The following is a 9216-nucleotide window of genomic DNA, read 5'->3' on the forward strand; positions in this document are numbered from 1 at the left end:
CAACGTCAGCCTGTGCCCGTGGAACATCGGCAGGATCACCGCGGCGGCCCTCGTACTCCTGCACATCGAGCACAACCGCACAACCTGATCACCCAACGCCACGACCCGTTACGCGGAAAGGCTCAGTATCAGCGGCTTTGGCGCTTCCAGTTCAACTACTTCACGCAGACCAAGGGCATCCACAACCTTGTCTGGCTGCACCCGTACAACGGCGAACCGGACCCCTCCTTCTACCCGGGCAAGCAGTACGTCGATGTTGGCGGGGCGGACACCTATGTCAGGGACCACGGTCCGTTGACCGACCTGTTCAACCGGACCCGCGACATCGTCGGAGGAACGGTCCCCATCGCGCTTCACGAGAACGGGGCCATCCCCGACCCCGACCAGCTTCAGGCGACCAACACCTACTGGGTGCTGTTCAACACCTGGAACGGCCGGTGGCTGCGCACCAACAGCCCAAGCTTCCTGCGCACTGTCTACGGCCACAGCTACGTCGTCACCCGCGACGAAGTGCCCAACCTCAAGTGACCACCCGGCGCGCAACCAGGTGACATCACCAGTGGCGTTGAGGCACGGCGCGCCCGAGTGCCGCAGGGCTACCTGATCCGCCAACCTTTGGCGTCTCGTCCAGGGTGAGGCGTGCAGGTAGCTGCGCGGAAACCGCAAGCCCGGCACCGGTCCCGCCGATGTAAGGCACCTCAACAGAAAGGAGAAGCATGCCCACCAAGTGGAAGACAGCGCTGTCCGTCGCCATCGTGACCCTCACCAGCGGTGTCGTAGGACTCAACGCAACCGGCGCATCGGCCGCCGGCCAGCACCACCGCTCGGCGTCCGCCTCCCAGACATGCAAGGCTGCGCCGGTCGATCCGCAGGCTACCGCGCAGGCCCGGAACTTGCTGTGCTACCTGTACAGCCAGTACGGCAACCACATCCTGTCCGGTCAGCGGGAGACCAACGGCAGCGAGGCGGAGTTCAACTACATCCTGAGCAACACGGGTAAGTACCCGGCGATCCGCGGCTTGGACATGTGTGACCGTCCCGGGGCGATCGACCGCGCGTTGGCGTGGTGGAACGCTGGCGGGATTCCGCTGATCGGCTGGCATGTGGGCGCGCCGGCGACAAGCTATTGCAACTACGGTGGGACAGCGTCGATCGACGCCACTCTCACGCCGGGCACTCCGGAGTATCAGTCATACGTCGGTGAGCTCGATGCCGCCGCGAGCGAACTGCTGCGGCTGCAGTCGCAGGGCGTGGCGGTCTTGTGGGCGCCCTACCACGAGGCCGGCGGCACCTGGTTCTGGTGGAGCAAGGAAGGCGGCAGCCAGTATCAGCGGCTGTGGCGTTTCCAGTTCGACTACTTCACCCGCACCAAGGGCGTGCACAACCTGATCTGGCTGCACCCGTACAACGGCGAGCCGGATGCCTCCTTCTATCCCGGCAAGCAGTACGTCGATGTGGGCGGCGCTGACACGTACGTCAACGATCACGGCCCGCTGACGACGCTGTTCACCCAAACCCGCAACATCGTCGGGCGCACCATTCCGATCGCGTTGCACGAAAACGGGGCCATCCCCGATCCCGACCAGCTCCGGTCGACCAAGACCGGCTGGGTGCTGTTCAACACCTGGAACGGCACATGGCTGACCGGCGCCAACGACGTCGGTTTCCTGCAGAAGGTCTACAGCCACAGCTACGTCGTGACCCGCGACGAAGTACCCAACCTCAAGTGACCACCCGGCGCACTACGACACGGCGCTAGTCGCCACGTCCATGGCTGCCGACCACCGTGGTCGGCAGCCACGCCGTGCCAGCGCCGCCCACCGCCGCACGTCAATGCCGACGCCCAGCCCCGGGCGGCCGACTCCAGGCTTGCTCCCGTCGCCACACCTGGCCGTTAACCGTGCGTCATTGATCGACTCTCTCGGACGCAGGCTTGTCACTTCGTGTGTGGTCGATGGGAAGCATCCCTTGGACGGTGCGCTGGAGGCCCTGTAGACCGGGTGCGCGTCGGCAACGGCGGTGCCCTCGACTTCGCCGTCATGGGCAACGCCCTGGCCACCTTCAACCTGCTGTCGCTGACTCTCTGCGCCGACGGTCGACTTTCCGTTCGGATGACCGGTCAACTGGGGCCGAGGCTGCTCCCTGAAGCGACTACACCTGCGTCTACGGCATCTCCTTGGCTCCGTGGCGGATGAAGTTCGCCCGCCTTGCTTTCCGGGCCGCGGTCGGGCCGTGGGCGGCTCCTGGGAGTACTGGACTGGCTCTGGATGGTCCAGTGACGCTGCTGACGCAGGCACGGTCGTGAGCGGGGCTGGGTGTGGCGTACTCGATGCAGAAGGTGGGCGGAGTACGTCACAGGTGCGGGTCACGTCAATCTGAACCGACATAGCGCGCGAGCCCTTTCGTGTCAGATGCGCGACTCGGTCAGGATATTGGTCAATGTATATTGATGGATCCTGTGTTTGGCGCGTAGATCCTTTAACAACCTGTTCATGGGGGAGGGGCCGGTCTTGTCCAGCAGTGTTCTGATCCGTCTGCAACGTATCCGGTGGCTGGTGTTCGTCACCGCACTGACCTTGGTCATCTCGTTGACCCCGACAGGGCTTAGGGTCCACGCCGCAGCCGCCGAGGTTCCCACCGCCCGCCCAGGAGCAGGTCCGGTGGACCGGCCACCGCCGGCTTCCGCCCGCCCGGACACGGCAGTGCGAGAAGACAAGCGTCCACCGGTGGTTCCGAGCGGGGTGCCAGCCGAGGGCGCGCCCCGGCAGCTCACCGCAGAACAATGGGCGGCTGTCCTGAACCCCGGCGCGCCAGCCGAGGCAGCCGAGGCTGAGTTCGCCGATCTGTTGCTCCGCCCGGGTTTCGTCCTTGGCGATACCTCACTGGTCGCTTATTTCAACCTGCGTGACGACGAGCCTGACTGGTCGTCGTGGAAGGCCACCCTCTACGACGCCGATTCGAAGACCGAGCAGCATTCCGCCCTGCTCAGCCGGGACGATCTGACTGCGGCGAAGTGCAGCGGGCAGCGCGAGTACTGCCGGTCCTTCGGCGCCGCCGACGGCTGGACCCTGCGCCCGGAGAAGACCTACTTCCTCACCCTCACCGCCGTCTTCGACGACGGCCGGGAGGTCGTCTCCCGCGAGTCTGAGGAGGCGGCGCCGCGTACCACGATCGACCCCCCGGCGATCCCGAACCCGCAGGCGGCCGGTTGCGCCTGCGGTAACGCGTTGGGGATCACCGCGCGGCAGGCGATCCGCGGCAGTGGTGTGAACACCGCCACCGGTGCGTTCAGCCTGGTCGAGCAGGACCTGGCGATGGCGTCGTTCGGGGTGCCGTTCGCATCCACGCGCGTCTACTCCTCGGCCAATCCGGCTGCAGGCCCGCTCGGTCCCGGCTGGGCCTGGTCGTACGGAATGCGGGTCACCGATGGCCAGGACGGCGCGGTGGTGCGGGCCGAGGACGGCGCGGAGGCGCTCTACCGGCTGGTCGATGGGGTGTACCAGCGTCCGGCGGGGGTGCGCTCCAACCTGAAGCGGGTCGGCGACGGCTGGGAACTGGTCACGCCCCGGCAGATCACCTTCGGCTTCGACGCGCAGGGGCGGCTGGAGTTCATCCGTAACGCCCGGAAGATGGGTGTGCGGCTGGCGTACACCGAGACTGGCCTGACCATCACGGATGCTTCCGGCCGGGTGGCCGAGGTCCGGATGACCGCCGGGTTGGTGCGGGACATCATCCTGCCGGACCACCGGCGGGTGCAGTACGAGTACGACGAGCAGAACCGGCTGGTCACGGTCAAGGACGCACGGCATCACATCTGGCGGTACCGCTACTCCGAGGCCGGTCTGCTCACCGAGGTGGTGGAGCCGGAGCCGGCGAAGGTCGTCGCCATCCGTAACGAGTACGACGGCTCGGGCCGGGTGATCCGGCAGCGGGACGCGCTGGACCACGTCACCACATTCGCCTGGGACACCGCCAAGCAGGAGGCGAAGACCACCGACCCCGATGGGGTGGTGATCTGGGACGGCTACCGGCGCAACGTGCTGGTCTACACCCAGCGCGGCAACGGTGACACCGACAACCACCGCTACGACGGCACGCTCAACCGCAGCCTGGTGGTCAACGGCAACCACAACCAGCACGAGGCGACCTTCGACGCGGCTGGCAACCCGATCATCCAGAAGGCGCCGCAGCCGCTGAACTTCGACGAGAAGACGAAGTACGACGAGCGGAACAACCCGATCGAGCACGTCGACGGGCTGGGCAACGTCTGGCGGGACACCTACAACGAGTTCAACGAACTGGTGAAGAGTGTCGACGCCGAGAAGCGCGAGATCACCTACGCCTATGACGACCGGGGGTTGCTAATCTCCCGCACCGACCAGCGGGGCAAGGTCACCCGGTACGAGTACCACCCGTCGGGGCACGTCAACGCCGGTCTGCCGGTGGCGGTCGTCTCCCCGGAGGACAGGCGCAGCGAGTTCCGTTACGACGATACCGGTCGGCGGATCGCCACTATCGACCCGAGGGGGACGGTCAGCGGGGCGAACCCCGAGGAGTTCACCACCCGCTACGACCTCGACGCCCAGGACCGGGTCGTCGGCGTGCACGACCCGGGCAAGCAGCACATCTGGCGTACGGTCCACGACTCGGTCGGCCGGACCACGCTGACGGTCACCCCGGAGGGGGCCGAAACCCGCTACGGGTACCTCGCCAACGGGCTGCTTCGCTCGGTGAGCGACCCACGGCGGACCATGTCCTACAGCTACACCGACGCGGGTCGGCGCTCGGCGACCCGGGTGGAGATGGACGACGAGCCGGACATCGTCACCACCTACAAGTACAACGCCAAGGGCCTGCTGACGTCGGTGACCTCACCGCGCGGCAACGTCCCGGGCGCGGACCCGGCGGACTTCACCACCACATACCGGTACGACGCCAACGACAACCTCGTCCGGATTTCCCGCCCATACCCGGACGGCAAGGTGGTCCACCGCGACGTCAAGGTGGACGAGTTGGACCGGACCACCGCGACGGTGGACGAGTTCAACAAGCCTTCCAGCTTCCAGCGGGACAACACCGGCAAGGTCACCGAGGCCAAGGACACCCTGGGCCGTACGACCCGGATGGAGTACGACCGCAACGGCCGGCAAACCGGCATCACCGACGCCGACAACAACGTCTCCCGGTTCGAATACGACGCGGCCGGGAACCGGACCAAGGCCACCACCGCCACCGGTGGGATCACGACCTGGGAGTACGACGACGACGGCATGCTGATCGCCTCGACCGAGCCGCGGGGCAACGTCGAAGGCGCCGACAAGGAGCGGTACACCACCCACTACGAGTACGACCAGGCCGGTAACCCGAGCCGGGTGATCGACCCGCTGGACCACACCACGGTCTACGACTACGACGCCAACAACCGGCTGACCGCCGTCACGGACGCCAAGGGCCGCACCACCCACTACACCTACCGTGAGGACAACCAACCGCGAACGGTGCACAACCCGGACGCGACCTGGCACCCGTCCGCCCCGCACAACGGCGCGACGGTCTACGACTACCACGCCGACGGGCTGCTGGCCTCCGTCCGCGACCCGAACCTCAACCAGGACACCTTCGACTACGACGAGGCCGGCCGGCTGACCCGCGCCACCGACCCGCTCGGCCGGCGGATGGAATTCGGCTACGACGTCGAGGGCAACCGGACCTCCAGCATCACGCTGGGCCGCAACGAGCGGCCGGACGCCGACGAGCGGGCAGCGCGAACCATCGTCGACACCTTCGACATCGTCGGCCGCCGGACGCAGCGCACGCTCGGCACCGACGGGCCGGTCTACACCTGGGGCTACGACGCCAAGGACCGGATCGCCTCCTACGGCGACCCGCAAGGGGTCCGCAAGGTCGGCTACGACGACGAGGACCAGATCACCCAGGTCACCCGGGTCGAGCCGGGACGCCCGGACGAAACGTTCAACTACGGATACGACGTACGCGGCAACATCACCACCCGCACCTACCCCGGCGGCACCCAGATCACCGCCAGGTACGACAAGGACAGCCGCGTCACCGAGGTCACCGCCACCGGTGGCACGGCCGGCGCCACACCGGCCACCTGGCAGTTCGGCTACGACGTGGCCGGCCGACGGACCACCACCACCCTGCCCACCGCCACCGGTCTGATCGAGAAACGCAAGTACGACGACGCCGGACGGCTGACCAGCATCGGCACCGAGCGGGCACCAGACACACCAGACCCCGTCCCCGCGGTCCAGGACCCGGTGTCGGCGTTCAAGCTGGACCTGGACGAGCTGGGCAACCCCACCCGCGTGGTGACCACCCGCGGCGGAGTTTCCGAGTCGGTGGCATACGCCTACGACAAGGTCGACCGGATCACCTCCGCCTGCTACGGGGCAACCTCCTGCACCGGCCCGTCGGCCGGGCGGATCGACTACACCTACGACCTGGTCGGCAACCGCCTCAGCCAGACCCGCACCGGCGCCGCAGGCAACGACACCATCACCTACGAGTACGACGACGCGGACCAGCTGACCCGGGAGATCGTGAAGTCCGGTGGCAGCACCCGCCAGGTCGACTACCGCTACGACCTCGACGGCAACCAGATCGCCGCCGGCGCGGACCGGTTCGACTACCACCTGGACCACACCCTGGCCAAGGCAACCGTCTCCGGTCGGACAACCACCTACGGCTACGACGCCACCGGACTGCGCCTGTCGGCCACCGGTTCCGGTCTCGGAGGCGGCTCCGACCAGGTGACCCAACGCTGGTCGTGGGACGTCAACGGCACCCTCCCACAGATCGCCCTGGACACCGTCACCGGTGCCGCCGGGCAGACGCTCGAGAAGCGGGGCTTCACATACGGCCCGGACGACGAGCCACTGGCACTACTTGACCCAGCCAGCGGAGCGCACCCGTACACCCACGACTGGCTGGGCGGGGTGGCGAACATGCTCACCCCCAGCGGACAGCCGGTGACCGGGTACGACTACGACCCCTTCGGCAACCCACGTAGCGGGCCGACACTCGGGAACCGTACGGAGGGGCCGGCGGCACCGGGCAGCCCGGCGGCAGCGGCGATACGTAACCCGTTGCAGTACACCGGGGCGTACCAGGACTCCAGCACCGGAAACGGCAACTACTACCTACGAGCCCGCAACTACAACCCCGGCACCGGCCGGTTCACCTCGACCGACCCGATGCCCACCGGAAGCAGCGCCGCCTCGGCGTACACGTACGCCGACAACAACCCGATGGTCTACACAGACCCCACCGGAGCCACCCCCGAGCCAGGATCGCCAGGCGCCGGCCCGGCAACGGACGGACCAAGCCCAGAAGACATCGCCAAGGCGCAGCAGCTCCAGAACAAGAGTGTGCTGGACATCGTCCTGGAAGCCGGCGGCCAACTCCTGATGGAGTTCCTCGGGATCAACGACATCATCAGCTGCCTGCAGGGCAACCTCGGAAGCTGCGTCTCGATGGTGATCGGCGCCCTGCCCTGGGGGAAGATCTTCAAAGCCAAGAAGATCGCCGAAACCATCTTCCGCGCCGGCAAAGCCGTCGTCACCTTCTTCCAGGAACTGAAATGGGCCCGAGCCATCCTCAAGGGCGCGGCCGAAGCAGCCGAGCGCGCCAAGGCGGCGGCAGCCGCAGCGGCAAAGGCAGCAGCCGAGAAAGCCGCAGCGGCCAAGGCACAGGCGGAACGAGCCGCCCGAGCGGCGGCGGCCAGGGCAGCGGCCCGAGCCAAGGCCCTCGCCTCCAAGGCCAAAGCCAAGACAAAGAAGGGCGCCGACCGGGCGGATGAGGCCGGCGATTCCTGTCGGGCCGGCCTGCCGGCAGGGGCCAGGCACAGCTTCGTCGCCGGTACCACCGTCCTTCTCGCCGACGGCACCCGCAAGGCGATCGAGAAGGTCCAGCCGGGTGACACGGTGGTCGCCACCGAGCCGGAGTCGGGCAGATCAGAGAAGCGGCAGGTCACCCACACGATCCGGACCGACCACGACCGGAAGTTCGTCGATTTGACAATCCGAACGGGGAATGGCGACGAAAAGATCACCACAACCACGAACCACCCATTCTGGTCGGTGACCCGGGGCCGCTGGATCGATGCCGGTGACCTGAAGGTCGGCGAGCTACTGCGTACGTCCTCCGGCGGCTACACGCAGCTCGGCGCCGTTCGCCACTACCAAGGCAACCAAATCACGTACGACCTCACCGTCGACGCGATCCACACGTACTATGTGGTAGCAGGGGATGCGTCAGTTCTGGTTCATAACTGTGGAACGCAGACCTCGGGACGGAACTGTACATGCAGCAACACTTCCCAGGGGCCGGGCAATGCATACAGTGTTGCGTACGAAACGCAGTTGTCGCCATCCAGTTATCCGGGTGTCAGTCGAGGTAGGCATTTTCAGGAGGCGAACGCTAATCTGCTAGCCGATATGGATGCCGACCCTGAGTTCGATAGAATGATGGAAAGTATAATTCCGGGCCTGCGGAGTCAATTGGCTGGCCCGAGGGCTGTGAGTAGGAGACCCCCGGCGGGGTGGACGTGGCATCACCATGTTGATGTGGGTAGAATGCAGCTCGTACCCTTGGGTCAGCACACCGGGGCCAATCCATTCCAGGATCTCTTCCATCCTGGAGGTGTTGGTGGATATGAGATTTGGGGATGATTGCGACATCGCTGCAAGGGGTGGTGCGCCACCTCGATGAGCTATCCGACGAGTTGTTGATATACGTGCCTGCTGACCGGGAGGTTGCCGACGGAGACACGCCCGTCCTCCTCCTCGCCGAAGAGGAGGACGAGCACGGCGACGCGCCTGACGGCTGGAGGTACCTGTTGGAGTTGTTTATCGTGCGAGACGTGCTGGAAACTTGGTCGGCTTGGCGGGGTGGTCGTATGCCGACTGTCCAGGAGGCATGTCAAGCCATCGTTCATTACGCCTTCCACGACGCGTACCTTCCTGTTGAATAGATGCAGCCAGATTTACCTGTTGATTAGGTGATGTGGCAGCACTCGTTACGACCGCCCCGCATCCAGTGGCACGGTGCGGGGTGGTCGTCTATGTCGGCTCTTCGAACTTGAGCGGGGTTTGTGGCTGAGCCGACCCGAGAGTGAAGGGCTCGCAGCCCGTCAGTGATCATCTGAGTGTCTAGTTCGGATGGTCACAAGTGATGAGCTGCGAGCATGATCAA

At 66.1% G+C, this 9216-nt stretch carries 4 protein-coding genes and 1 pseudogene; all 5 read left to right on the forward strand.

Annotated elements, in window-relative coordinates:
- Positions 1–88: pseudogene (locus tag ABGB16_RS32370) on the forward strand (IS5/IS1182 family transposase); the annotation flags it as partial.
- Positions 88–528: a glycosyl hydrolase gene (locus ABGB16_RS32375; RefSeq protein WP_347671877.1), complete on the forward strand. Its 441-nt coding sequence runs from the start codon at positions 88–90 to the stop codon at positions 526–528. The pseudogene ABGB16_RS32370 and the gene ABGB16_RS32375, both read left to right, overlap by 1 nt.
- Positions 529–716: 188 nt before the next feature.
- A complete protein-coding gene (locus tag ABGB16_RS32380) occupies positions 717–1730 on the forward strand; it encodes a glycosyl hydrolase (protein WP_347671874.1) in 1014 nt (337 codons plus the stop codon).
- Positions 1731–2726: 996 nt separating this feature from the next.
- Positions 2727–8693 (forward strand): polymorphic toxin-type HINT domain-containing protein, encoded by a 5967-nt coding sequence (locus ABGB16_RS32385; protein ID WP_347671875.1) that lies wholly within the window; start codon positions 2727–2729, stop codon positions 8691–8693.
- Positions 8690–8995, forward strand: a complete 306-nt coding sequence (locus ABGB16_RS32390; RefSeq protein WP_347671876.1) for a hypothetical protein — start codon at positions 8690–8692, stop codon at positions 8993–8995. The genes ABGB16_RS32385 and ABGB16_RS32390 overlap by 4 nt, the downstream gene beginning before the upstream one ends.
- Positions 8996–9216 lie beyond the last annotated feature (221 nt).

Source organism: Micromonospora sp. B11E3 (assembly GCF_039871625.1).
In the GTDB taxonomy this organism is placed as follows: domain Bacteria; phylum Actinomycetota; class Actinomycetes; order Mycobacteriales; family Micromonosporaceae; genus Micromonospora.

Coding starts and splice junctions, on each gene's coding strand:
- ABGB16_RS32380 (WP_347671874.1), top strand. CDS start 717: ATGCCCACCAAGTGGAAGACAGCGCTGTCCGTCGCCATCGTGACCCTC.
- ABGB16_RS32390 (WP_347671876.1), top strand. CDS start 8,690: ATGATTGCGACATCGCTGCAAGGGGTGGTGCGCCACCTCGATGAGCTA.